The sequence below is a fragment of the Pseudoxanthomonas gei genome (genome assembly GCF_010119615.1).
In the GTDB taxonomy this organism is placed as follows: domain Bacteria; phylum Pseudomonadota; class Gammaproteobacteria; order Xanthomonadales; family Xanthomonadaceae; genus Pseudoxanthomonas_A; species Pseudoxanthomonas_A gei.
In genome coordinates, this window is the sequence record NZ_QOVG01000003.1 from 340,998 (window position 1) to 361,705 (window position 20,708).

The following is a 20,708-nucleotide window of genomic DNA, read 5'->3' on the forward strand; positions in this document are numbered from 1 at the left end:
CAAAGCATATTGGATTTCCCGACCGGACATGAAGTCGAGGCGCCGGTCTACGGCGCCCCGCAGGAAAATCCCCGCCACTGCAACCGACGCAGCCGGTGAGGGCTGGTGGCGCGAACCTAGCTTCTTGGTAACGATTCCGCCGCAGCTACTGCAACAGCATCACCAACGCCTGTCGATATAGGAAACGACCGCATGAAGACCTTCCGCAAGCATGATTTCCCCGTCTCTGAAATCCGCCGTTTCCTCGAGCCCGGACCCATCGTGCTGGTCAGCAGCAGCTTCAAGGGAGAGCGCAACATCATGACCATGGGCTGGCACATGATGATGGGTTTCGAGCCGGCGCTGTTCGCCTGCTATATCTGGGAACAGAACCACAGCTTCGAACTGGTCCGGCGCAGCAGGCAGTGCGTGATCAACCTGCCGACCGCCGACCTGGTCGATACCGTGGTCGCCATCGGCAATTACAGCGGCGCCGACCTGGCCGCAGACACCGACAAGTTTGCGTCCTTCGGGTTGACGCCGCGCAAGGCAAGCCTGGTCCAGGCGCCGCTGATCGACCAATGCCACTCCAGTTTCGAGTGCCGGCTGCATGACGGCAGCCAGGTCGGCAGGCACAACCTCTTCATCTGGGAAGTGGTCAAGGCGCACGTCGCGCGCACGCCGAAGATCCCGCAGACCCTGCACTACCGCGGCGAAGGCAGGTTCATGCTGTCAGGGCCTGATATTTCCCGGCGCCGGGGCTTCAAGCCCGGGATGCTCTGAGCTCGCGGCGGGCAAACCGGACCGGTTCGCCTGCCCGGCCAGCAGGCGTCTCAGCTTCGGCGCCACCACCGGGATGGTCATCATGGTGCTGGCTATTGCCATCAGCAGCAGCGCGGTGAAGGTGGCATTGGTGATGATCTGCTTGTCCAGCAGGATGTTGGCGAAGATGATCATGATCAGCGCCTTGGTCTGCAGCAGCCAGCCGATGAAGGAGGCTTCGCCGGGCTTCCACTTCAGGATCCGGCCCGCCAGGTGCACACCGGCCAGCTTGCCCGTGACCGAAGCCAGCAGCAGCACGGCGGCGGCGATGAAGACCACCTCTCCGCCCACCGACCACGCGGTGCGCAGGCCGGTGCTGAGGAAGAACACCGGCATCATCACCAGCAGCACGTGGTGGCGCAGCCAGTCCATCTGCGCCTGGTCGAACCAGTCGGCATCCATAACCACGCCGGCCAGGAACGCACCGACCATGAAGTGCAACCCCGCCCAGTCGGCGCCGAACGCGCAGACCGCCAGCCAGATCAGCATCACGTACCAGCGGTCGCGTTCGGGCAGCCGCACCATCAGCTTGCGGAACAGCACGCAAGCCACCACGAAGGCCACCAGGAAACCCACCTGCCGGCCCATGCGTTCCCAGTCCAGCAGCACGCAGGCCAGCACGCCCCAGATGGCCACGTCGTCCAGGCTGGCGTAGCGCAGGATGCGCTGGCCGATCGGCTGGCGCAGCACGTCGAGCTTCTCCATCAGCAGGATCAGGATCGGCAACGCAGTAACCGCGCAGGCCATGCCCACGCCGACCACGAACTGCCAGGACTGTCCTTTCTCGCCGATCCAGCCCGGGAACATCAGCATGCCGATGGCCGCCACGCAGCCGGTCAGCAGCGGCACGCCCAGCGCGAAGCCGGCGGTGATGCCGCTTTCGATGCGGTGCTTCCAGGCCTGGCGCACGTCCAGCTCGATGCCGGCGATCAGCACGAACAGCATCACCGCCCAGGCGCCCAGGCCATTCAGTATTTTGATGACATCCGGGGTGAACACGAACTGGTAGTAGCCCGGCGCCATGGCGCCGAGCACGCCCGGACCCAGCAGGATGCCGGTGATGATCTGCACCACCACCAGTGGTGCGAAGTAATCGGTGCGCCCCAGCCGCCAGATCAGGTACGGCACGCTGAAGATGATCGCCATGGCGATCAGGAAAACTTCCATGGTGCTGATGGTGTGTGGCATGTGTCCCCGGATGGATGTCGTGGCAAGCGTGGGACTGTCAGCCCTGCGCGCCGCGAGCCGTTCCATTCCCCGCCGACAGGTTACCGCGTGCCGGGGCCGCGCCGAACCTGCATGATCGTCGCCGACTTGCCGGGCAGCGACAGCGGGCGCTCGAACGACACCGCGGTCCCCGTCATCACGTCACTGCCGGTGGCGCCATCCAGGTACTCCGCGAAACGCGCTGGCAGCAGTGTCCTGGCAGTCGCATTGCGGTTGAGGGCGACCATGACGGTGTCCTTGCCGTCATGCCGGAAGTAGACGTAGACGCCATCCTCCGGGCCATAGTGGCGCAGCTTGCCGTGCTGCACGACCGGCGTGCCCTTGCGCCATTGCAGCAGGCGCCGCAGGTAGTCCTGCGCATCGAGCTCGCTCGCCGAAAGCCCCGTGCCGGTGAATGCATTCTTAGCATCGCCGCGCCAGCCACCCGGCATGTCGGCGCGGATCCTGCCGTCATCGCGCTCGCGCGGGCCCTGCATCAGCACTTCGGAGCCGTAGAAGAATTGCGGCGTGCCGCGCACCGTGGCCAGGTAGGCCATCGCCATCTTGAACAGGCCCACATCGCCGTCGACGTTCGCCAGCAGGCGGGTGGTGTCGTGGTTCTCGGCGAACACGACCAGGCTGGCGGCTTCGGGATACAGATAGTCGTTGCCAAGCATCTCGTACAGGCCAGTGAAACCCACGTCGCCTTCCTTGGCCTCCTTGAACGCTTCGCGCAAGGCGATGTGCAGCGGAAAATCCATCATGCTCGGCATCCACGGTACGTGGCCGTCGGCATTGGCCTTGCCTCGCTGCCAGTGCGCGACCGTGGCGGGACTGCCGCTCCATTCCTCGCCGACCATGCTGAAGCCGGGATATTCATCGAGGATGGCCTTGCCCCACGCACTGAGGAATTGGCTGTCGGCATAGCCGAAAGTGTCTTCGCGGATGCCGGACAATCCCGCGTACTCGATCCACCACAGGCTGTTCTGGATCAGGTAGGTGGCCAGGTGCGGGTTGCGCTGGTTCAGGTCCGGCATGCCTGGCGAGAACCAGCCTTCCACGAACGCGGCATGGTCCTGCGGTGCGGCATGCGGATCCTGCACGGTGCTGCGCAGGTGGTTGGTGGGAGAGAACGTGCCGCCGTGGTTGATCCAGTCGGCCGTGGGCAGGTCCTGCATCCACCAGTGGCTGGAACCGATGTGGTTGAGCACCACGTCCATGAGCAGGCCGACCCCCAGTCCGCGCGCGCGCGCCGACAGTGCCCGATAGTCCTCGTTGCTGCCGAAGCGCGGATCGATGCGATAGAGGTCGGTGATCGCGTAGCCATGGTAGGAAAACCGAGGCTGGTTGTTTTCCAGCAAGGGCGTCGGCCACAGCTGGGTGAAGCCCATGCCGGCGACGTAGTCCATGTGCGCGGCAATGCCGGCGAGGTCGCCGCCGTGGCGTCCGTTCGGATCCTTGCGGTCAGCGGCCTCGCGCATGCCCGGAACGCTGTCATTGCCGGGGTCGCCATTGACGAAACGGTCCGGCGTGATCAGGTAGATGGCATCGGCAGGATCGAAGCCCTTGCGCGCCGCCGACCCCGCCTCGCGCGCCTGCAACAGGAACGGTCGCCGGGCGGCGACGCGGTCGCCTTGCAGCAGTTCGATGTCGAACGTGCCCGGAGCTGCATCGGCTGCGATATCGAGGGTGACGAACAGGTAGTTCGGATTGGCCAACTTCTGCACATCGGACACGACGACTCCTGGATGTCCGACACGTGGCGCCAGCGACGCGATGCCCTGGCCATGGACCATCAGCTCCACGCGGTGGTGCTTCATGCCGACCCACCAGCTTGCCGGCTCCAGGTGGTCGATGGCGAACTCGCGCGCCTGCGCCGCGGCGCTGCACAGGCAGAGGCAAAGCGCCAGCAGCAGTCTCATGAGCTTGTTCCCCTAGTGGCGGACAGCAACCGCATCAAAGGCCGAGGCTACAAGGCCGCTGCATGGGACGCCGATGAATTCGTATGTATTGCGTCGCAACAGCGTGAAATCCAGGCGAACGTTCTTCACGGCTCTCAAGCGCAGGGTCGGAAATGGAGCCAACGGCAGGCCAGGCGACCACTACCCTGCAGGACCCGCTCCGTCCCCCGTTTCGTCGAAATGTCCTCACGGCATTACAGACAGGCAGGTTCCAGGCCGCAAGTCGCTGATCGCCAGCCGTGTCGTAGACCCGGAACCTGCTGTTCTTGGTCTGACCGGCAAAGCTTGTCACCAGGTGGCTCTCGAATTCGACGTGAAAGCCAAGGCGCGCCTTTGCACAGGTTGGCCGCTTGTCAGCGATGGCTTGGAGCGCACCACTCCCTCGGCTACGGTGGATTGCCGTCATTCGGAGCCTCTTCCATGCAGCAGCAGCTGGCCGCGCTTTGGTTTGCATTCTTCATGCTGGCCGCGTCCCCGACCCACGCTGCCGATCCGTCGGTCGCCGGGTTGCTGGCAAGGCAGCGCACCATCAGCGCGGGCATCGAATCGGGAACGGGACCCTACGGCAAGCTGCCCGGTTCCGTGCAATCCGGTATCCAGGCCGGGCAGCGCAGGCTGGAACAGCTGTTGGACGGCAAGACCACCCTGTCCGAACTGGCTCCCAGCCACCGCAATGAAGTCCTGGACCTGGTCACCGGCATCGAGACCGCGCTCAGCGACAACCGGCAGCGGCTCGCCTGCAAACAGGAGGCACGAACCGGCAGCAACCTCATGACCCGTGTCTGCCGCACGCCTTCGCAGATCCGCGAGGAAAAGGAGGCCGGCGAACGGCTGCTCGGCAATGAGCGCTCGCGTATCAAGTGCAACGACGACAACGGTTGCATGTAGGAAGCCCGCATAGTCCTGGCAGCTGGGCTGCGGGCTTTTCACCTCCGCCGGGTCTGCCCTGCCTCTGTCCAGGGACACATGGCGATGCGGGCGGGCCCTGTCCCCGGTATCCTGATGCTGCCGATTCCAACGCATCCGCGCCCCTTGCGCTGCTGCCCGGCCACCGAACCAGCCTGCGGCGCCGTCCCTTCCTGGCTTTCATCCAACCCGAAGGGAAACCCGTGATCAACAACGACGTCATGCGCAGCATCCGCTACATGCTGGACCTGGGGGACGCGAAAGTGGTGGAGATCATCCAGCTCGCCGATCCGGACTTCCCGCTGGACAAGGCGGAAGTGCCCGCACTGCTGAAGAAGGAAGGGGAAGAGGGCTTCGTGCCCTGCAGCGACCGCGTACTGGCGCATTTCCTCGACGGGCTGGTGGTCTATTACCGCGGCCCTGCTGAAGGAGGCCCGCGCCGGGTCGAGGACCGCATCAGCAACAACGTCATCCTCAAGAAACTGCGCGTGGCCTACCAGCTGAAGGACACGGACATGCACGAGATCTTCGAGGCCGCCGGCTTTCCGCTGGGCAAGCCGGAGATGACCGCCCTGTTCCGGCAGGCCGGCCACAAGCATTTCCGCCCCTGTGGCGACCAGATCCTGCGCAACTTCCTCAAGGGTTTGACACTGCGCTTCCGGACCGCCGAATAAGTGCAGAACGGCCCGCGCCGGCCACCGGCGTGGACGCGTAGCAGGCGGCAGGGATGGATTGCGCAGCCGTATAGGGACGGTCCGCGTCGTGCTGGATGAGGTAACCGGCGATGGCCGCGTCGACCTGCGCAGGCAGGTAATGCGGCAGTTGCGCCATCACGAACGCCAGCGACCAGGCCAGCAGGTATCGCAAGGCAGGCTGGATGAGGTTTCTCACGATGCGTACCGCGCGGTTTGGAGTGCGCGAAGCCTAGGCGCTGTCAGCGCCCGCCCGGGTGGACACCCGACGAAACGGCGATCAGGGCGATGGAATCATCGGAAGGCGGGCCGAAATTGCGAGTCCATGCCCGCCTTGGGGCGCAATTGCGCGATCAGGGCGTCGGCGGCGGCTGGGCCGGCGCGGCATTTGCGTCCGCTGGCAGGTAGTAATTCACCCGGTCGAAGAAACGCCGGTAGAACTCGGCATCGCGCACGGTCTTGCTGGCGACGCGCACCAGCGAATCGTCGCTGCTGCCGATCGGCAGCGACAACGAACCCAGCGCGCCAACGCCGACGCTGGCAGAGGTCGGGCTTTTCTTCAATGCGTAACGGTCCTGCACTGCACTGACGAAAACCAGTGCCTGCTCCGCACCGTGCGGCACGCAGGACACGCGCACGTCCAGCTGCACATGGTCCTCGGGTTCGGGCTGGAAGTTCTTGGTCGCCTCCACCGTCTCGCCGGTCGCCTTGGTGACCACGTAGCCCTGGCCAAGCAGCGCGCGCCGCGCGCCCTCGCAGGCCTTGGGCGGCGACACGGTGTAACTGCGCGAGTAGATGTTGTCGGCGTCGAACGATTCTTCCATGAACACCGGCGCGGTTTTGGTCTTGGCAGGACCGCTGCTGCATGCGGACAGCAACAGGCAGGCAGACAGCGGTATCAGGAACAGGGGGGACATGGCGACTCGCGACAGCGACCGGGTTGGCCGCAGCATAGCGGCCTTGGGTGACCTTGCGTGCAGCAAACCCGTATCAATGTTCATTGCTGGTCTCCGTTGACATCACTGCCTAGCGATACACGCGCGTGCATTGACGCTCGACCACGCGATCGCCTTTCTTTGCCTGGCTGTCGCCCTGCACCTTGCGTCCGATCAGGCCGCCTGCCACTGCGCCGCCGACCGTGGCCGCCTTCTTGCCATTGCCCTTGCCGACCTGGTTGCCGAGCAGTCCGCCCAGCACCGCACCGGTGGTGGTGCCGATGATCCGGTTGGAGTCCTTGCTGCTGCGGCGGACCTCCACGTTCTTGCACACCACCCTGCTGCCATCGTTGAAGCGGCGTCCTTCGTCGGCAGGGCCATAGGTCTTTGCAAAAGCGGTACCCGACAACAACAGCGTTGCAGCCAACAGGCTCGTAATGGTCTTTTTCATGGGTGCATCCAACGATGGGGGATGCCCGAGTGTTGGCACCCGTGCGCCAACAGGACGTGAAAGCAAGGCCCGCCATGCGAGTCCGGTTCAGGCAAGCCGCGATGGCGCACGTGTCCGACCCGTACTGGCGGGAAGCGCGGGGAATCTTCCCTCTTTGCCCTTTCCTCTTTGCCCTTCCCTCTTTGCCCTTCCCTCTTTGCCCCTCAACGCTTCAGCGCGTGCTGCTCCTGCCTTTGCCTCACGTATTTCATTATGTCCAGGAAAGTGTCGACCCAATAGACATCGCGATGCGCCGCCAGGTAAGCGAGCAATTCCTCGTGTGCCTGGCTGGATACTGCGAGGTAGTCGCCACCAATGCCATGGAAGGTGAAATTGACCATGGTGCCGCGCTTGGCAGCGGCCTCCACCTGCGCGATGAGTTGCTTGCCCGTGACATCGCTGGGTGCATCCACGGTGACCGCATGCGGATCGAGCTTCCACATGTCCGGCGTGACTCCGCCGCCGCCGAGCTTGATGGCCACGAAATCACCTTCAACCTGCTCGACGTAGTTGCCGTCCGCGGCCCCCACGTCGCCACAAGGTACGGTCATGGTGCGTTCGTGCCTGCCGTCGATGGCCTGCAGCATGGTGTTGGCGAGCACCACCTGCTGCTTCATCTGCGCGACCGTGGTCCGGTCCAGGTCACGCGCCGCCACGACCCACTCGCGGTCCGGCAGTGTGGCCGAGCATTGGTGGAACAGCGTGTGGTTGCCCAGCTCATGCCCCCGGGCCGCCGCCGCACGCCATTCGGCCATGCGCTTGCGTACCGAATCATTGGCAAGGGTCAGATAGAAGCTGCCCTTGAGTCCGGCCCGGTCCAAGGCGGGAATGGCATGGTCGAGCTGCGAATCCAGCGCATCGTCATAGGCCAGACTGACCGCTGCCCTCCTGCCCTGCGGCCAGGGGAACGATTCACCTTCGGCCGCGCTTGCGCCGACTGCGGATGCGGTGGCGGCAAGCAAGAGGATTGAAAGCAAAAAAAGGCGGCGAAATTCCATGGTCCACTCCGTGAGTGTGCGATACGAGCGTGCAACAGGCATGGCTGCATGGTGGCTTGCCCGCGGGCTGATGGCCTGCGTTTCAGTCGCTGGCGCGCCCAGGCAGATCCGCATCGATCATCTGCAGCGTCCTGGCCAGCGCGCCACGCCCCTGTTCGACCAGCGCGCGCCCGGAGGCCGCGATATCCGCGCGTGCCTGCGGATTGGCAAGCAGTTCGCCAAGCGCCTGCGCCATGCCGTCGGCGTCATCGACGATCACCAGTGCGCCCGCTTCACGCAGGCGCCTGGAAATTTCGGCGAAGTTGTGCAGGTGCGGGCCGGTGACCATGGCAGTGCCGACCGCAGCGGGCTCCAGCAGATTATGGCCGCCGACCGCCTGCAGGCTGCCGCCCACGAAGGCGACGTCGGCGCAGGCATAGAACGACATCAGCTCGCCCAGGGTGTCGATCACGAATACATCGTCGTGCCCGGCAGGCCAGGCCGAGCCGCGGCGCGTGGCGACCTGCCAGCCGGCGGCAACCGACAGTTCGGCGACGCGGGGAAAACGCTCCGGATGGCGTGGTGCCCACAGCAGCAACAGCTCGGGCCAGCGCAGGCGCAACTGCCGGTGGATGGCGATGACCGCGGCTTCTTCGTCTTCATGGGTACTTGCCGCGATCCACACCGGACGTTGGCCGAGCTGGCTGCGGAACTGGCGCACGAATCCTGCCAGACCCTCGGGCGCGTCGATATCGAATTTCAGGTTGCCGGTATCCACCACCGCATCGCGTTCGGCGCCAAGCGTCACGAAGCGCTTGCCGTCGGCATGGGACTGCGCGCCGATCCGCTTCAGCGTGCGCACCACCCGCGAGATCAGCGGCCCCAGCACCCGATAGCCGCGCAGCGAGCGTGCCGACAGGCGTGCATTGAGGATGTAGGTGGGAATGCCCCGGTCGCGGCAGCCGAACAGCAGGTTCGGCCAGAGTTCGGTTTCCATCACCAGCGCCAGCCGCGGGCGGTAATGCGCCAGGAAGCGCGCGACTGCGCCGGGCAGGTCGTAGGGAATGTAGACATGGTCCACGCCATCGCCCCACAGGTCCCGCACGCGCGCAGAGCCGGTCGGGGTGATGGTGGTGACCAGCCAGCGCCACTCCGGATGCACGCGGCGCAATGCATCCACCACGGGCGCAGCCGCGTTGACTTCGCCCACCGACACGGCATGCAGCCAGACGTCGGCCTGTGGCGCGGCGTGTGGATAGGAAGCGTAGCGCTCGTTCCAACGCTGGAAATATTCGCGGAAACGGAAACCACGCCAGATCAGGTGATAGACCGTGACCGGCGTCAACACATAAAGCACGGCCGAATACAGGCCACGCAGCAAACGTTCGGTCAGGTCCTTCCGCATCGCGCCAAGGATAACCAACTGAACCGTTAGAATCGCTGTATGGCCAAGCTCGACCCGGTTGAAAGCCGCCGCAACGACACCGACCCGCCCCCGACGGGTTTCCGCCAGTGGCCCGCGTGGCTGGGCATCGGCCTGGCGACCCTGCTCGCGCGCCTGCCCTGGCCGCTGCAGCGTGGACTGGGAAGGCTGGTCGGCAGGTTCCTGCACACGGTGCTGGTTGACCGCCGGCGCGTGGCCGAACGCAACATCGCGCTGTGCTTCCCCGAACTCGATGCCCGCCACCAGGCCGCGCTCGTGTACCGCAGCTTCACCGAGCTTGGCATCGGCCTGTTCGAATTCGCGCGTGCCTGGTGGGGAAGCGTGGAACCGATGCGCCGCGGCCTGCGCATCGAAGGGCTGGAGCATCTAGAGGCGGCGCGCGCGAACGGGCGTGGCGTGATCGTCATTTCCGGTCACTTCACCACCCTGGAAATGGCGGCGCGCCTGATGTGCGATTACGCGCCGCTGGCCGGCATGTACCGACCCCACGACCAGGGCGCGATGGAATGGGCGGTCAAGCGCGGCCGCCTTCGCTATGCCTCGCACATGTTCACCCGCGAGGAACTGCGGCCGGCGCTGAAGCACCTCAAGCAGGGCGGATTGTTGTGGTTCGCTCCCGACCAGGACACCCGGCGCGGCGAAAGCGTGTTCGTCCCCTTCTTCAACCTGCCCGCCTACAGCCTGACCTCGACCCACCAGCTGGCGCGGCTGTCGGGCGCCAGCGTCATCGTCTTCGCACATGAGCGACGCGAGGATGGCGGCTACACGCTGCGCCTGTCGCCGGCATTGGCGGATTTCCCCTCGAAGGATGCGACCGCCGACACGGCGCGGGTCATGGCGGCAATCGAGGCGATGGTGCGCGTGGTGCCGGCGCAATACCTGTGGATCCACCGGCGCTTCAAGCGCCAGCCCGATGGACGCGGCAAGCTTTACGAATGACCCGCTGGGGTTCGATAGAACCCGGGCTCGCCTGGCGGGCGGGTCTTGAAGCGCCGGTGCACCCACAGGTATTGCTCGGGGTGCCGGCGCACCACCTGTTCCAGTTCACCCATGTAGCGCGCGGCATCGGCCGCCGCATCGCCACTGGGCCAACCCTTCCACTGCGGCTCGATGCGCAGCCGGTAGCGGCCGTCCTCGCCACGATGGCACCAGAACGGCAGCACTGTCGCCTTGCCCCGGCGGGCCAGGTCCGGGGTGGCCGTCAACGTCGCGGCAGGCACGCCGAAGAAAGGCACGAAGGCATTCTGATAGTTGAAGTTCTGGTCGGCCGAATAGGCGACTACGCCGCCCTGCGACAGCGTCCGCAGCAGGCCGCGCACGTCCTTCTTGGCGATGGTGCCGGCAAAGGCGTTGCGTCGGGCGCGATCGAACATCGCCTCGATGCAGCGATGGTTGTTGCGCCGGACAACCACGTGTACGGGTTGGCCCGACAGCTCCTCGAGCAGGCGGGCCGAGAGTTCGGAATGGGTGAAGTGGCCGCCGAACAGCAACACGCCGCGGCCCGTCGCGGTGGCCGCGCGCAGATGCTCCAGCCCTTCGACCTCGGCCAGGCCCTGCAGCGCCGGCGGCGGCGCATACCAGGCGCGCAGCAGCTCCAGTGCCCCGGTCACGGTCGCGCGCAGGTTGGCGCGCAACAGGCGTTCGCGCTGCACCGGTGCCAGTTCCGGAAAACAAAGCGCCAGGTTGACGCGCGCATAGCGGCGACGCCTGCCCATCCACGGCCACAACAGCCAGGCCAGCAGCGCACCCAGACCCAGCAGCAGGCGCTGCGGAAGCCGGGCCACGGCGCCGGCCAGCAGGTCCAGCGGCGCGATGAACCAGCAGTGCGCCGCTGTTCCTTCAGTCATCGTCCCGGGCCAGCAGGCTGCCCGAATACAACGCCGCAAGCAGCAGGGTCAGCCCACCCCAGAACGTGGAATAGAACGCCAGGTGGGTGTTGAACGGGAACACGGTGACGCCCAGCGCCAGCATGGCCGGCCGCGCGCGCTCGCGTGCCTCCGGCGATGCATAGCGCCACGCCCGCCAGGCCAGCGCCGCGCCCGCCAGCCACAACAGCAGGCCGATCACGCCGGTCTCGCTGAGGATCTCCAGCACGATCTGGTGCGCATGGTGGGCAGGTCCCGAACCCCACGCGGGATGTTGCCCCGGCATCGGATCGCAGGCCGGGAACTCCTGGCGGAAATTACGCGCGCCGACGCCATTGACCGGATGCTCGCGGATCATGCAGGTTGCCGCCTGCCAGATCTGGGCGCGGCCCGACAACGCCATGTCCACGCCGTTCTCGTCGACCGTCAGCACGCGCGCCGTGCGTTCGATGCGTTCGCTGAACTGCGGCGAGACCAGGGCAAGCACCACCAGCGACACCGCACCGAACACGAACACGCCCAGCAGCTTCTTCCAGCCCAGCAGGCGCCAGCCGGAGAACACCAGCACCAGTGCATAGGTCAGCCAGGCAGCGCGTGCGCCCGCCAGCAGGATCACCATTCCGATCGCCGCGGCAGTCAACGACCAGCCCAGCAGGCCGAAGCGCCTGGCCGCGGCGAACAGCACGAAAGGTGACAGGCTGGCCAGCACCACGCCCAACTTCAGGTTGCAGGGCCCGAGGATGCCACTGAGGCGGTCAAGTTCGGCGACGTCGGCGGCCGTGCACATGCCATGCCCGCTGATCAGCTGCTTGAGCTGGTCTATGCCCCAGAACAACGGGCTGGTACCCGAGATGATCTGCAGCAGCGCGTCGACGGTCCAGACCGCGACGATGATCGCCAGTCCGCCGAAGGTGATGCGACGGCCGCGCTCATTGGCCACCGCCGACGCCACCAGCCACAGAAACGGCAGGTAGCGCAGTCCGGTGGCCGTCTTGTAGAACGCGTGACGGGCATCCAGGGCGTCGAACGAGGAGATCAGTTGCGGCGTCCAGTAGGCGAAGAACATCACGCTGGTCAGCGCCCACGCCGGCCCGCTGAGCAGGCGCGTACCGCCGCGGAACCGCGCCAGCAGCAGCTGCACGATGGCCGCCAGCGCACCGAGCACCATGATGCCTTCGGCGTAACCGGCCGCCGGCCACATTGCGACGAAGGTCAGCACCCACGCCGGCGCCCAGCGCCAGCCGTGCGTGACCGCCATCGGCGGCTCAGTGGATAGCGGCTGGGGCGCGTGTGGAACAGTCATCGGCGAGTTCCTGGTACAGGGTCAACGTGGCTTCCTGCATGGCGCGCAGGGTGTAGGGCATCGTAGCCAATGGCAGCGGTGGACGCCCCAGCAACGCCTGTGCAGTGGATAACAATGCGTGTTCGTCGAAGGCCGGCACCACGCCTTGCGGCTGCAGCTCGGCCAGTAGTTCGCCCACGCCGCCATGCGCCCAGCCCAGCACCGGGCGCCCAACCGACAGCGCTTCGATCACCGTGCGACCAAAGGCCTCGGGTTTGCGCGACAGCTGCAGCACCAGGTCGCTGGCCGCATAGGCGTCGGCGATGCGCGAGGTCGCGGCGGTGAAGGCCACGGCATCGGCAACGCCAAGGCTGGCCGCTGCGCTTTCCATTTCCGCGATGTAGTCCTCGCGACCGGCTTCGCGCGCACCCGGAAGCCAAAGGCGGGCGTCGACTGTCCGGCGCAACGCGGACAACAGGTGCAAGGCATCGATGTGGCCTTTGAGGCGCGTGCCGCGGCCCGGCAGCAGCAGCAAGGGCCCGTTGCCGCCAAGCTGCGGGCTGGCCTGGGCGAACCTGGAACGCAATCCAGGCTGCGGCCACGACATGCGCGGGAACTGCGCCGTGTCGATACCGCGCGGAATGACGCGCAGCTTGCGCGGATCGGTTTGCGGATAGTGCTGCAACAGGTAGCCGCTCACGCTCTCGGAAACACAGATGACCCGTTCGCCGCGCGTCATCACCGCGCTGTAGTGCCCTGGCGAGTTGAGCCCGTGCATGGTGGTGACGAAGTGCGGACGCTGCGCCGCGTCGATGCCCTGCACTGCCTTCAGGCCCAGCCAGGCCGGCAGGCGCGAGCGTGCATGCACGATGTCGACACGCTCATCGACGAACAGCTTGCGCAGCGTCCGCAGGTGACGAAGGGTCAGCAGCGACTTGCGACCGATGTCCAGGGTGACGTGTTCGGCCCCGGCGGCCTGCAAGGCGGGCAGCAGGCGGCCACCGGCGGAAACCACCAGCGAGCGGTGCCCGGCTTCGACCAGTGCGGCGGATATTTCCAGGGTGGAACGTTCCACGCCACCGGACTCGAGCGCCGGAAGCAGCTGTACCACGGTCAGGCGACGCATCGGCGCAGATCCGCGCGCCTGCTCAGTCAGCCAGGGTGAAATGCGACCCGCAATAGGGGCACTGCACTTCCCGGCCGGGTGCATCCTCGATGGCCAGGTACACGCGCGGATGCGAGTTCCACAGTGCCATCGACGGCAACGGGCAGCTCAGCGGCAGGTCGCCCTGATGCACGGTGTAACGCTTCTCGGCATTGGCTTGCGCGGTGGCGGTCTGGCTCATGTGAATTCAGTCGGCATAGCGGGGTTGGCAGTCTAGCAGCCTGCCATTGGCGGGTAAAAAAGAGGCAGGCTGGCCGCCTCGCGTAGCGTTTATCCACTCGGCAATCCAAAACAAGTCGTCATGCCAGCGGTTTGCGGGCTTGCGAACAAGGGCATATCCAAATGGGTCCGCCGCGTTCGCCGGGATGAGCTGGTTGTTTGCCGCGCTAGGACAAAAAAACGCCGGCCGCGATGGCCGCGACCGGTGTTTGGTGTGGAGCGTGGGCGAGCCTTACTTGGCCTTCGGCACGACCGCTTCAGTGGTGATGCGCAGGGTGACTTCGTCGCTGACATTCGGCACATAGTTGCCCAGGCCGAAATCGGTGCGCTTGACGGTGGCCGTGGCGTCAAAGCCAATCGCGGCGCGCTTGGCCATCGGCTGCTCGCCGGCCTTGTTGAGGGTCACGTTCAGCACTACCGGCTTGGTCACGCCTTTGACGGTCAGGTCGCCGGTGACCTTCAGCTTGTTCTTGCCCGCGGCTTCGACCTTGGTGCTCTTGAAGGTGGCGGCCGGGTACTTGGCGGCATCGAACCAGTCGCCGCTGGTCAGGTGATCGTAGAAGTCGGTGGCGAGCGCGCTCAGCCCGGTCAACGGCAGGGTGACTTGCACGCTGGAGGCGGAGACCTTGGCGGCGTCGTACACGATGGCGCCGTCAGCCTGGCCGAAATTGATGCTGGGGTGGGAGAACCCGAAGTGGTTCCAGCTGGCGATCACGTTGGTGTGGTTGGGATCGATCTTGTAGCTCACCGGGGCGGCAAAAGCCGAACCGGCAAACGCGAACAGGGCGGCAACGAGCAGGGTCTTGCGCATGGTGGGACTCCTCATGGGATTTGGGCTGGATGGAAACAGAAAACGGGTTGCGGGAAAGTGAACTATTCGATGCGTGCGGCTTCATCGAACGGCAGGCGCGGCGAACGCGGGAACACGCCGGCAGGATCGCCATAGCCCAGGTTGACCAGGAAATTGGACTTGATGGCGGTGCCGGCGAAGAACGCGGCGTCCAGCTTGGCGTTGTCGAAACCGGACATCGGCCCGGTGTCCAGGCCCAACGCGCGCGCGGCCAGGATCAGGTAAGCACCCTGCAGGCTGCCATTGCGGAACGCGGGCACGTGCCGGTTCTCGCGCGGGCCGTCGAACCAGCTTTTGGCATCGGGCACGTGCGGGAACAGGTACGGGGTCTTCTCGTGGAAGTCCTCGTCATAGGCCACGATCACCGTCACCGGCGCGGCCATGGTCTTCTTATAGTTGCCCTCGTCCAGGGTCGGCCCCAGCTTGGCCTTGGCTTCCGGGGATTTGACGAAGACGAAGCGCGCGGGGGTGGTGTTGGCAGCGGTCGGGCCCAGCTTGACCAGTTCATACAGCGCATGCAGTTGTGCGTCCTCGACGGGACGGTCCAGGAACTTGTTCTGGGTGCGGGCGGTGCGGAACAACTGGTCCAGCGCGGCGGCGTTCAAGGCTTCTGACATGTCACTTCCTGGGAAAAGGGTGGCGCGGATGATCTGGCCGGGAGGGTGGTCGCAAACCCGGACGCGCAGTGTAGAGTGTCCCGGCTATGACAACATCCGGTCACTTCGGAACGGATTGTTTTAGTTTATGGAACAAAGGTCGGCCTTACCGATGGATTCCACACAGCTCTGGACCCTGACCGACGGGCACGCCGGCAATCGGCGTCAGGCCCAGGCGCTGGCTGGCGCACTGGGCCTCGGGCCTTCCCAGGACTGGCTGCTGCAGCCCCGATTGCCATGGAGTGTGTCGGCGCCGAGGAACTTCGCCGGCGCCCAGCATGCCTTCGGTACCGACTTCGCCGCCGCGCTGGAGCATCCGCCTGGCCTGGCGATCGGCTGCGGTCGCCAGGCGGCGCTGGCCACCCGCTTGCTGCATGCACGGGGCGGCCAGGTGGTGCAGATCCTCGATCCCCGCATCGACCCCCGGCACTGGGACCTGGTGGTGGCGCCGGACCACGACGGCCTCACGGGCCCCAACGTCATCACCTTGGCGGGCAGCCTGAATCCCGTCGACGACGACTGGCTGCTGCGCGCCCGCGAAGTCTTTGCGGCATTCGCCCAATTGCCCCGGCCGCGCACCGCGTTGTTGCTGGGTGGGGCCAGCACACATGCGCGTTTCGATGCCCATGCGTTCCAGGCGCTGGCCGCCCAGCTGGACGTGGCGCTGGCGCGCGAGGGCGGCAGCGTGCTGGCCACGACATCGCGCCGCACTCCTGCCGACCTGGTCGCCGCGTTGCGCGCGCGCTACGGGGAAACGCCGGGCCTGGTCTGGTGCGATGAGAGTGATGGAACCAATCCCTACGACGGCCTGCTGGCCTGGGCCGATCGCATCGTGTGTTCGCCCGATTCGGTCAACATGGTGTCCGAAGCCTGCGCGACCGCGGCGCCCGTGTTCGTGTTCGATCCGGTGCGGGTCAGCGGCCGGCCGCGACGGTTCCTGGATGCCCTGCTCGCCCGTGGCCGCATCCAGGTGATGGACACGACACTTGCTCCGTTCCCCGTCGAGCCGCTGCGTGAAACCGCCCGCGTCGCGGCCCTGGTGAAAGCACGCCTGTCGTTGTAGCGCCGCGCGTAGCCGACTGCTCGTGCGATGGAAGGTTCCCTTCCGTTGCAGGAGCGACGCCAGTCGCGAAGCCAGGAAATAACGGCCACCGGTCCGTCCGGGCAGTCAGGCGCTGCGTGCTTCGCGACTGGCGTCGCTCCTTCAACCCAAGCCCGTGCTTCGCCCCGCAGAGCTACGACGCCAGCGGCGGCTCGAAAGAAAGGCCGCGCGCGCGCACGGCTTCTTCCACCACTGCCCTGGCCTCGACCAGCGCATCGCTTTCGGCCAGCAGGCGCTGGCGACGGTCCAGCGTGCAGATCAGGCCCTGGGCGACGAACCAGGCGTGCACGCGACGCAACGAGGCGGCCTGGGCCTGGTCGAAAGCGCCAGTGGATTCCAGCGCGAGGATCAGCGACTGCGTGTCACGTGGGGCCAGCAGGGCGGCGTGGGTGCCCGACTCGCGCAGCACCAGGTACTGGACCAGGAACTCCAGGTCGACCAGGCCGCCGGCGCCCTGCTTGAGGTCAAAACGTGCGGCATCGGTACGATCGAGCTCGGCGCGCATCTTTACCCGCATGTCGCAGATCTTGCCGCGCAGCTCAAGCGCATCACGCGGCTGCGACAGGGTCGCAGCGCGGATCTCCTCGAACTCCGCCAGCAGGGAGGCATCGCCGGCCACGGCGCGCGCGCGCACCAGGGCCTGGTGTTCCCATATCCACGCCCGCGTCAGCTGGTACTCGCGGTAGCTGGCCAGCGACGACACCAGCAGGCCCTTGGCGCCATCCGGGCGCAAGCGCACGTCGACATCGTAGAGGCGACCGGCGCCGCTCACCGCGCCAAGCAACGCCACCAGCTTCTGCGCCAGCCGTGCATACCAGCGGCCGGCCTCCAGCGGCCGCGCTCCATCGGAAATGGCCGCAGACCCGGCGTCGTACAGGAACACCAGGTCCAGGTCCGAGCCGAATCCCAGTTCCTCGCCACCCAGGCTGCCGTAGCCGATCACCGCGAATCGTCCGTCGGCGACCGACCCGTGCGCGGCCACCACCTCGGCACGCACCATCGCCAGCACCACGCGCACCACTTCCTCGGCCAGCCAGGCGAGTTGGCGGGTGCTGTCGCTGGCAGGCTGGCGGCCATCCAGCGCAGCCAGGGCGATGCGGAAACTCAAGGCCAGCCGGCGTTCGTTGAGCAGGCGCAAGGCGATTTCCGGATCGTCCTCCTGCAAGGCGGCCTCGCACTCGCGCCGCATCTCCGCGCGCACGGGCATCGGCCCGCCCACCCGCGTGTCCAGCAGCTCGTCCAGCAGCAGCGGATACAGGGCCAAACGCTCGGCCAGCAGCGCACTGCGCGCGACCACGTCGACCAGCCGGTCCAGGGCGCTGGGCTGTTCGTCCAGCAACGCCAGGTAGCTGGTCCGGCGCAGGATGGCGCGAAGCAGCAGCAGCAGGCGTTTCAGCGCCGCGTCGGGTTGCGAGGAATGCGCGGCGGCTTCCAGCAAGGCCGGCAGCACCCGGTCAAGTCGCGCGCGCGCGCCATCGGATAATCCCGTCACGCCCATGGACTGGGCGAAATCACGCAGCGACGCATCGGCGCCCGCCGCGTCCGCAAAACCCGAACCTGCCAGTACCCCGGCATCACCGGAGGCAGGCAACGCGCGCCAGTACTGGGCCAGTGCACCGGGGACTACGTGGTGTTCGCGCGGGGCGAGCAATTCGTTGAATTCGGCGGCCACGCGTGCGCGTTTTACTTCCAGTGCGGCGACCAGCGCGTCCCAATCGGCGTACTGCAGGCCCTGCGCGATGCGCGTCCGGTCCAGTGGGTCTTCAGGCAAGGCATGGGTCTGCGCATCGCGCAGCATCTGCAGGCGGTTCTCCAGCTTGCGCAGGAAACGGTAGGCGTCGATCAGTGCTTCACCGTCCTCGGCGGTGATCTGCCGCGTTTCCATCAAGGCACGCAGCGCCGGCAGCAACCGGCGCTCGCGCAGCATAGCGTCCCGGCCCCCGCGGATCAGCTGCAGGGCCTGGGCCAGGAACTCGATCTCGCGGATGCCGCCCGGCCCGCGCTTGATGTCATCGGCCAGCTCGCGCCGTGCCACTTCGGCGGCAATGGCGGCCTTCATGTCGCGCAGGCCGTCGAGCGCGGTGAAATCCAGGTAGCGGCGATACACGAACGGCCGCAGGCTGTGCAGCCACTGCTCGCCGGCTTCGATGTCGCCGGCCACCGTGCGCGCCTTCAGCCAGGCGTAGCGTTCCCAGTCGCGCCCTTCGCGCTGGAAGTACTGGTCCATGCCGGCGAAGGAAAGGGCCACGCGGCCGGCGTTGCCGAACGGTCGCAGGCGCAGGTCGACCCGATGGCAGAAGCCGTCGACCGTGGGTTCATCCAGCAATCTGGCCAGGCGCTGGCCGAGGCGCGCGAAATAATCCTCGGCCGCCAGGGCGCGCGCGCCATCGGATTCGCCACCCTGCGGATAGGCGTAGACCAGGTCGATGTCGGAGGAGAAATTCAGTTCGCCGCCACCCAGCTTGCCGAGTCCGAACACCACCAGCCGCTGCGCCGTGCCATCGGCCGCACGGACCAGGCCGTGGCGTTGCGCGAACTCGGTTTCCAGCGCTTCCAGTCCGAGCTGCAGGCAGGCTTCGGCCAGCCGCGTGCTGCCGGCGAGGATCGCATCGACGTCGTCCAGTCCCAGCACGTCGCGCCATACCAGGCGGGTGGATTCGGCGGCGCGATACAGGCGCAACTGTTCGGGCCACCCGGATGCCTCGCCTGCCTGCAACGCGGGCGGGGCGAACGAAGTGGCGCCGTCGTCATGCGCGAACACGTCCAGCAACGCGGGCTGCCTGCGCAGGGTTTCCAATGCGAAATCGCTGGCCAGCAGGACTTTCGCCACGCGTGCGGCGAAGGCGGCATCTTCGAGCAAGGCGGCCGCCTGTGGCGAAGCCGCGCGCAGGCGCGACAGGCCGCGCTCGATCAGTGGGGCAAGCGCGCTGTGGGAAGACGTGGCATGGATCGACATGGCGCGGATTGTGTCACGGCTGACCGGACACCTTTGCCAGCGCGCATCCTTCTAAAGCCGAGCTTGCCCGGCTGCTTTCGGCTTTATCGAAACAGCGGCCCGGGCAAGCCCGGTCCTACAAAAAAAGCCGGGCAAGCCCGGCTCCGCGAAAATACCGGCCGCGCTCAGGCGGCCAGCGACAGATCCGGCAATTCCGCGGCCGCGTTCAATTCCAGCCCGAACTGCTTCGCCAGATTGGCCAGCAACACCGGCTTCACCGCGTCCATGCCGGACGGACCGCCCAGATCGGCCAGCGTGGTCACCTGCAGCCCCTGGTAGCCGCAGGGATTGATGCGGTGCCAGGGCTCCAGGTCCATAGCGATATTGAACGCGAGGCCATGGAAGGTGCAGCCGCGACGCACGCGGATGCCGAGTGCGGCGACCTTGGCGCCGGCCACGTAGACACCGGGCGCACCTTCCTTGCGCTCGGCGTGGATGTTCCACTCGGCGGCGGTGTCGATGATGGATTGCTCGATGCGCTGCACGTATTCGCGCACGCCGACCTTCATGCGCTTCAGGTCGAACAGCGGATAGGCGACGATCTGGCCGGGGCCGTGGTAGGTGACCTGGCCGCCGCGGTCGACTTGGATGACCGGGATGTCACCGGCCGCGAGCACATGCTCGGGCTTGCCGGCCTGGCCCAGGGTAAACACCGGATCGTGCTCCACCAGCCAGATCTCGTCCGGCATGGCCTCGCCGCGCGCATCGGTGAAACGCTGCATCGCGCGCCACACCGGTTCGTAGGGCTGTCGTCCCAGCTCACGCACCAGGCATGGCAGGGGACTCACAGGGTCCACTTCACTTCAGGATGCGCGCGCAGCGCATCGTGGGCGGCATCGTACTGGGCGCGGTCGTTGGCGCGGAATGAGATCCGCACCGATACGAACTTGCCGGTGGAGGAATGCTTCCAGCTGATGTTCTCGGCCAGCACTTCGATGCCGGCATCGCCGAGCAGCTTGGGTAGTTCGGTTTCCAGCCCGGCGCCGGCCGTACCCATGGCGCTGAGCTCGAAGGTGCCGGGGAACTGGAAGCCGTGCTCGGGGTTGTCTGATTTGAGGTCCATGCCGGGATTATTGGGCCGTTGCCGTGGAAACCCAAGCACCGCGACTTCGCCTCGCTGCAAAAACGGAAGGGCCGCATTCGCATGCGGCCCCTCGGTGAC

Annotated in this window: 21 protein-coding genes; 5 read left to right on the plus strand and 16 right to left on the minus strand. The window is 66.4% G+C overall.

All coding sequences use genetic code 11. The features are described from left to right. Positions 1 to 192: 192 nt before the first annotated feature. Complete coding sequence (locus DT603_RS06650; protein WP_162349070.1) at positions 193 to 762, plus strand: flavin reductase family protein; 570 nt, start codon at positions 193 to 195, stop codon at positions 760 to 762. Here DT603_RS06650 and DT603_RS06655 read toward each other — a convergent pair. Then, entirely contained in the window at positions 712 to 1,968 is a 1,257-nt protein-coding gene (locus DT603_RS06655; RefSeq protein WP_246191614.1) for a cation:proton antiporter, read from the minus strand. The genes DT603_RS06650 and DT603_RS06655 overlap by 51 nt on opposite strands. A gap of 101 nt (positions 1,969 to 2,069) precedes the next feature. Then, positions 2,070 to 3,929, minus strand: a complete 1,860-nt coding sequence (locus tag DT603_RS06660; protein ID WP_162349072.1) for a glycoside hydrolase family 13 protein — start codon at positions 3,927 to 3,929, stop codon at positions 2,070 to 2,072. Between the two features lie 459 nt (positions 3,930 to 4,388). Here DT603_RS06660 and DT603_RS06665 point away from each other — a divergent pair, with 459 nt between their 5' ends. Continuing rightward, positions 4,389 to 4,856 (plus strand): hypothetical protein, encoded by a 468-nt coding sequence (locus DT603_RS06665; protein ID WP_162349073.1) that lies wholly within the window; start codon positions 4,389 to 4,391, stop codon positions 4,854 to 4,856. 221 nt (positions 4,857 to 5,077) lie between these two features. Further along, the gene (locus tag DT603_RS06670) at positions 5,078 to 5,548 is read left to right on the plus strand and encodes a DUF1456 family protein (protein ID WP_162349074.1); all 471 of its coding nucleotides are present in this window, start codon (positions 5,078 to 5,080) and stop codon (positions 5,546 to 5,548) included. Here the strand turns inward: DT603_RS06670 and DT603_RS06675 are convergent. The 5 genes from DT603_RS06675 to waaA form a co-directional block, all read right to left on the minus strand. After that, positions 5,511 to 5,765 (minus strand): hypothetical protein, encoded by a 255-nt coding sequence (locus DT603_RS06675; RefSeq protein ID WP_162349075.1) that lies wholly within the window; start codon positions 5,763 to 5,765, stop codon positions 5,511 to 5,513. The genes DT603_RS06670 and DT603_RS06675 overlap by 38 nt on opposite strands. Before the next feature lie 154 nt (positions 5,766 to 5,919). Further along, on the minus strand, positions 5,920 to 6,483 hold the full coding sequence (locus tag DT603_RS06680) for a DUF2242 domain-containing protein (protein ID WP_162349076.1): 564 nt from the start codon (positions 6,481 to 6,483) through the stop codon (positions 5,920 to 5,922). A 109-nt stretch (positions 6,484 to 6,592) separates the two neighbouring features. Continuing rightward, entirely contained in the window at positions 6,593 to 6,952 is a 360-nt protein-coding gene (locus tag DT603_RS06685) for a glycine zipper 2TM domain-containing protein (protein WP_162349077.1), read from the minus strand. A gap of 203 nt (positions 6,953 to 7,155) precedes the next feature. Next, on the minus strand, positions 7,156 to 7,989 hold the full coding sequence (locus DT603_RS06690; protein ID WP_162349078.1) for a polysaccharide deacetylase family protein: 834 nt from the start codon (positions 7,987 to 7,989) through the stop codon (positions 7,156 to 7,158). 82 nt (positions 7,990 to 8,071) lie between these two features. Further along, positions 8,072 to 9,373 (minus strand): lipid IV(A) 3-deoxy-D-manno-octulosonic acid transferase, encoded by a 1,302-nt coding sequence (gene waaA, locus DT603_RS06695; protein ID WP_162349079.1) that lies wholly within the window; start codon positions 9,371 to 9,373, stop codon positions 8,072 to 8,074. Between the two features lie 39 nt (positions 9,374 to 9,412). Between waaA and lpxL the strand changes: the two genes are divergently transcribed. After that, positions 9,413 to 10,351 (plus strand): LpxL/LpxP family Kdo(2)-lipid IV(A) lauroyl/palmitoleoyl acyltransferase, encoded by a 939-nt coding sequence (gene lpxL / locus DT603_RS06700; protein WP_162349080.1) that lies wholly within the window; start codon positions 9,413 to 9,415, stop codon positions 10,349 to 10,351. Here lpxL and DT603_RS06705 read toward each other — a convergent pair. From DT603_RS06705 to DT603_RS06730, 6 genes are all read right to left on the minus strand, one after another. Next, positions 10,342 to 11,259, minus strand: a complete 918-nt coding sequence (locus tag DT603_RS06705; RefSeq protein WP_162349081.1) for a lysophospholipid acyltransferase family protein — start codon at positions 11,257 to 11,259, stop codon at positions 10,342 to 10,344. The two genes, lpxL and DT603_RS06705, sit on opposite strands and share 10 nt — an antisense overlap. Next, a complete protein-coding gene (locus DT603_RS06710) occupies positions 11,252 to 12,535 on the minus strand; it encodes an O-antigen ligase family protein (RefSeq protein ID WP_162349133.1) in 1,284 nt (427 codons plus the stop codon). The genes DT603_RS06705 and DT603_RS06710 overlap by 8 nt, the downstream gene beginning before the upstream one ends. Positions 12,536 to 12,542: 7 nt before the next feature. After that, positions 12,543 to 13,685, minus strand: coding sequence for a glycosyltransferase (locus tag DT603_RS06715; RefSeq protein WP_162349082.1), 1,143 nt, complete (start codon positions 13,683 to 13,685; stop codon positions 12,543 to 12,545). Between the two features lie 22 nt (positions 13,686 to 13,707). Next, a complete protein-coding gene (locus tag DT603_RS06720; protein WP_162349083.1) occupies positions 13,708 to 13,905 on the minus strand; it encodes a zinc-finger domain-containing protein in 198 nt (65 codons plus the stop codon). A 270-nt stretch (positions 13,906 to 14,175) separates the two neighbouring features. Further along, positions 14,176 to 14,754 (minus strand): YceI family protein, encoded by a 579-nt coding sequence (locus DT603_RS06725; RefSeq protein WP_162349084.1) that lies wholly within the window; start codon positions 14,752 to 14,754, stop codon positions 14,176 to 14,178. Positions 14,755 to 14,816: 62 nt separating this feature from the next. Continuing rightward, positions 14,817 to 15,410 carry a malonic semialdehyde reductase gene (locus DT603_RS06730; protein ID WP_162349085.1) on the minus strand — a complete coding sequence of 198 codons (594 nt, stop codon included), beginning with the start codon at positions 15,408 to 15,410 and terminating at the stop codon, positions 14,817 to 14,819. 127 nt (positions 15,411 to 15,537) lie between these two features. On the opposite strand from DT603_RS06730, the gene DT603_RS06735 reads away from it, so the two are divergent. Further along, entirely contained in the window at positions 15,538 to 16,512 is a 975-nt protein-coding gene (locus DT603_RS06735; protein ID WP_162349086.1) for a mitochondrial fission ELM1 family protein, read from the plus strand. Positions 16,513 to 16,684: 172 nt separating this feature from the next. On the opposite strand, the gene glnE is transcribed toward DT603_RS06735, so the two are convergent. From glnE to DT603_RS06750, 3 genes are all read right to left on the minus strand, one after another. Then, entirely contained in the window at positions 16,685 to 19,507 is a 2,823-nt protein-coding gene (glnE, locus tag DT603_RS06740; RefSeq protein WP_162349087.1) for a bifunctional [glutamate--ammonia ligase]-adenylyl-L-tyrosine phosphorylase/[glutamate--ammonia-ligase] adenylyltransferase, read from the minus strand. 164 nt (positions 19,508 to 19,671) lie between these two features. Then, on the minus strand, positions 19,672 to 20,343 hold the full coding sequence (gene lipB / locus DT603_RS06745; protein WP_162349088.1) for a lipoyl(octanoyl) transferase LipB: 672 nt from the start codon (positions 20,341 to 20,343) through the stop codon (positions 19,672 to 19,674). Next, positions 20,331 to 20,609: a DUF493 family protein gene (locus DT603_RS06750; protein WP_162349089.1), complete on the minus strand. Its 279-nt coding sequence runs from the start codon at positions 20,607 to 20,609 to the stop codon at positions 20,331 to 20,333. Before DT603_RS06750 ends, lipB begins: the two co-directional genes overlap by 13 nt. Positions 20,610 to 20,708 lie beyond the last annotated feature (99 nt).

Excerpts from the sequence above, each read along its gene's own strand:
- DT603_RS06650 (WP_162349070.1), top strand. The coding sequence starts at position 193 with ATGAAGACCTTCCGCAAGCATGATTTCCCCGTCTCTGAAATCCGCCGT.
- DT603_RS06710 (WP_162349133.1), bottom strand. The coding sequence starts at position 12,535 with ATGGCGGTCACGCACGGCTGGCGCTGGGCGCCGGCGTGGGTGCTGACC.
- DT603_RS06660 (WP_162349072.1), bottom strand. The coding sequence starts at position 3,929 with ATGAGACTGCTGCTGGCGCTTTGCCTCTGCCTGTGCAGCGCCGCGGCG.
- DT603_RS06705 (WP_162349081.1), bottom strand. The coding sequence starts at position 11,259 with ATGACTGAAGGAACAGCGGCGCACTGCTGGTTCATCGCGCCGCTGGAC.
- lpxL (WP_162349080.1), top strand. The coding sequence starts at position 9,413 with ATGGCCAAGCTCGACCCGGTTGAAAGCCGCCGCAACGACACCGACCCG.
- DT603_RS06750 (WP_162349089.1), bottom strand. The coding sequence starts at position 20,609 with ATGGACCTCAAATCAGACAACCCCGAGCACGGCTTCCAGTTCCCCGGC.
- DT603_RS06725 (WP_162349084.1), bottom strand. The coding sequence starts at position 14,754 with ATGCGCAAGACCCTGCTCGTTGCCGCCCTGTTCGCGTTTGCCGGTTCG.
- DT603_RS06680 (WP_162349076.1), bottom strand. The coding sequence starts at position 6,483 with ATGTCCCCCCTGTTCCTGATACCGCTGTCTGCCTGCCTGTTGCTGTCC.
- DT603_RS06665 (WP_162349073.1), top strand. The coding sequence starts at position 4,389 with ATGCAGCAGCAGCTGGCCGCGCTTTGGTTTGCATTCTTCATGCTGGCC.
- DT603_RS06685 (WP_162349077.1), bottom strand. The coding sequence starts at position 6,952 with ATGAAAAAGACCATTACGAGCCTGTTGGCTGCAACGCTGTTGTTGTCG.
- DT603_RS06735 (WP_162349086.1), top strand. The coding sequence starts at position 15,538 with ATGGAACAAAGGTCGGCCTTACCGATGGATTCCACACAGCTCTGGACC.
- waaA (WP_162349079.1), bottom strand. The coding sequence starts at position 9,373 with ATGCGGAAGGACCTGACCGAACGTTTGCTGCGTGGCCTGTATTCGGCC.
- DT603_RS06690 (WP_162349078.1), bottom strand. The coding sequence starts at position 7,989 with ATGGAATTTCGCCGCCTTTTTTTGCTTTCAATCCTCTTGCTTGCCGCC.
- DT603_RS06655 (WP_246191614.1), bottom strand. The coding sequence starts at position 1,968 with ATGGAAGTTTTCCTGATCGCCATGGCGATCATCTTCAGCGTGCCGTAC.
- DT603_RS06720 (WP_162349083.1), bottom strand. The coding sequence starts at position 13,905 with ATGAGCCAGACCGCCACCGCGCAAGCCAATGCCGAGAAGCGTTACACC.
- DT603_RS06730 (WP_162349085.1), bottom strand. The coding sequence starts at position 15,410 with ATGTCAGAAGCCTTGAACGCCGCCGCGCTGGACCAGTTGTTCCGCACC.
- DT603_RS06715 (WP_162349082.1), bottom strand. The coding sequence starts at position 13,685 with ATGCGTCGCCTGACCGTGGTACAGCTGCTTCCGGCGCTCGAGTCCGGT.
- glnE (WP_162349087.1), bottom strand. The coding sequence starts at position 19,507 with ATGTCGATCCATGCCACGTCTTCCCACAGCGCGCTTGCCCCACTGATC.